This window comes from Nguyenibacter vanlangensis, assembly GCF_013376155.1.
Classification (GTDB): Bacteria; Pseudomonadota; Alphaproteobacteria; order Acetobacterales; family Acetobacteraceae; genus Gluconacetobacter; species Gluconacetobacter vanlangensis.
Window position 1 is genome coordinate 1 of the sequence record NZ_JABXXP010001126.1, and the last position, 668, is coordinate 668.

Genomic DNA, 668 nt, shown 5'->3' on the forward strand with positions numbered 1-668 from the left:
AGCCGCTGCTCGCCGAACGCATCGTCGGGCGCATCGCCGGCAAAGCGCACCGGGCGCCCGACAATGGCCTGCGCCTGCGCCGGATCGACCCCTGCCGCGCGCGCCAATCCGGCTACGAACTGCCCGACCAGCATTTCCAGTGTCAGGCGCCGCCCCAGCAGCCGCGTCTCGCTGAACGAGGTCTGCGCCAGGTACGATTTCATCGACATGATCAGCCGGCTTTCCGCCGGATCGTCCAGATAGGCATCGATTGCGGCGGCGCCGATCGCCTCGTGCAGCATCAGCCGCCCGCGCTCTTCCTCCTGCCACAGGCACAGCAGCGTGCGGCAGGTTTCGGATTCCGCATGTCCGGGAAAGGCGAACCGCGCCGTCCGCGTGCCGCCATCCGGGGTCGCGACCACGACGACGCTGTTGGTGGTGCCGAAATCGATGCCGATCCGGGCGCGGGGGGAGGGCGCGGTGCTGGACATCCGGCGGTGCATAGGCGCGGCCGTCCATCCTGTCCACCCGCCCATTCCAGGCGTTCCGGCGGGCTATCCCGCCCGGCGGAAGGTCAGGTTCAGCCGTGCCCGCCCCGTCGCCGGATGCTCGCCCTCGGCCAGCGTGTGGATCCCGTGATGGGCCAGGCGCGCGGGCCCGCCCCACACCACGACGTCGCCATGCGCCAG

General features: G+C 71.1%; 1 protein-coding gene and 1 pseudogene. Both read right to left on the bottom strand.

Annotated elements, in window-relative coordinates:
- A pseudogene (locus HUK84_RS21640) lies at positions 1-470 on the bottom strand (Hsp70 family protein); the annotation flags it as partial.
- 63 nt (positions 471-533) lie between these two features.
- The gene (locus HUK84_RS21645; RefSeq protein ID WP_456306692.1) at positions 534-668 is read right to left on the bottom strand and encodes an alpha-ketoglutarate-dependent dioxygenase AlkB; all 135 of its coding nucleotides are present in this window, start codon (positions 666-668) and stop codon (positions 534-536) included.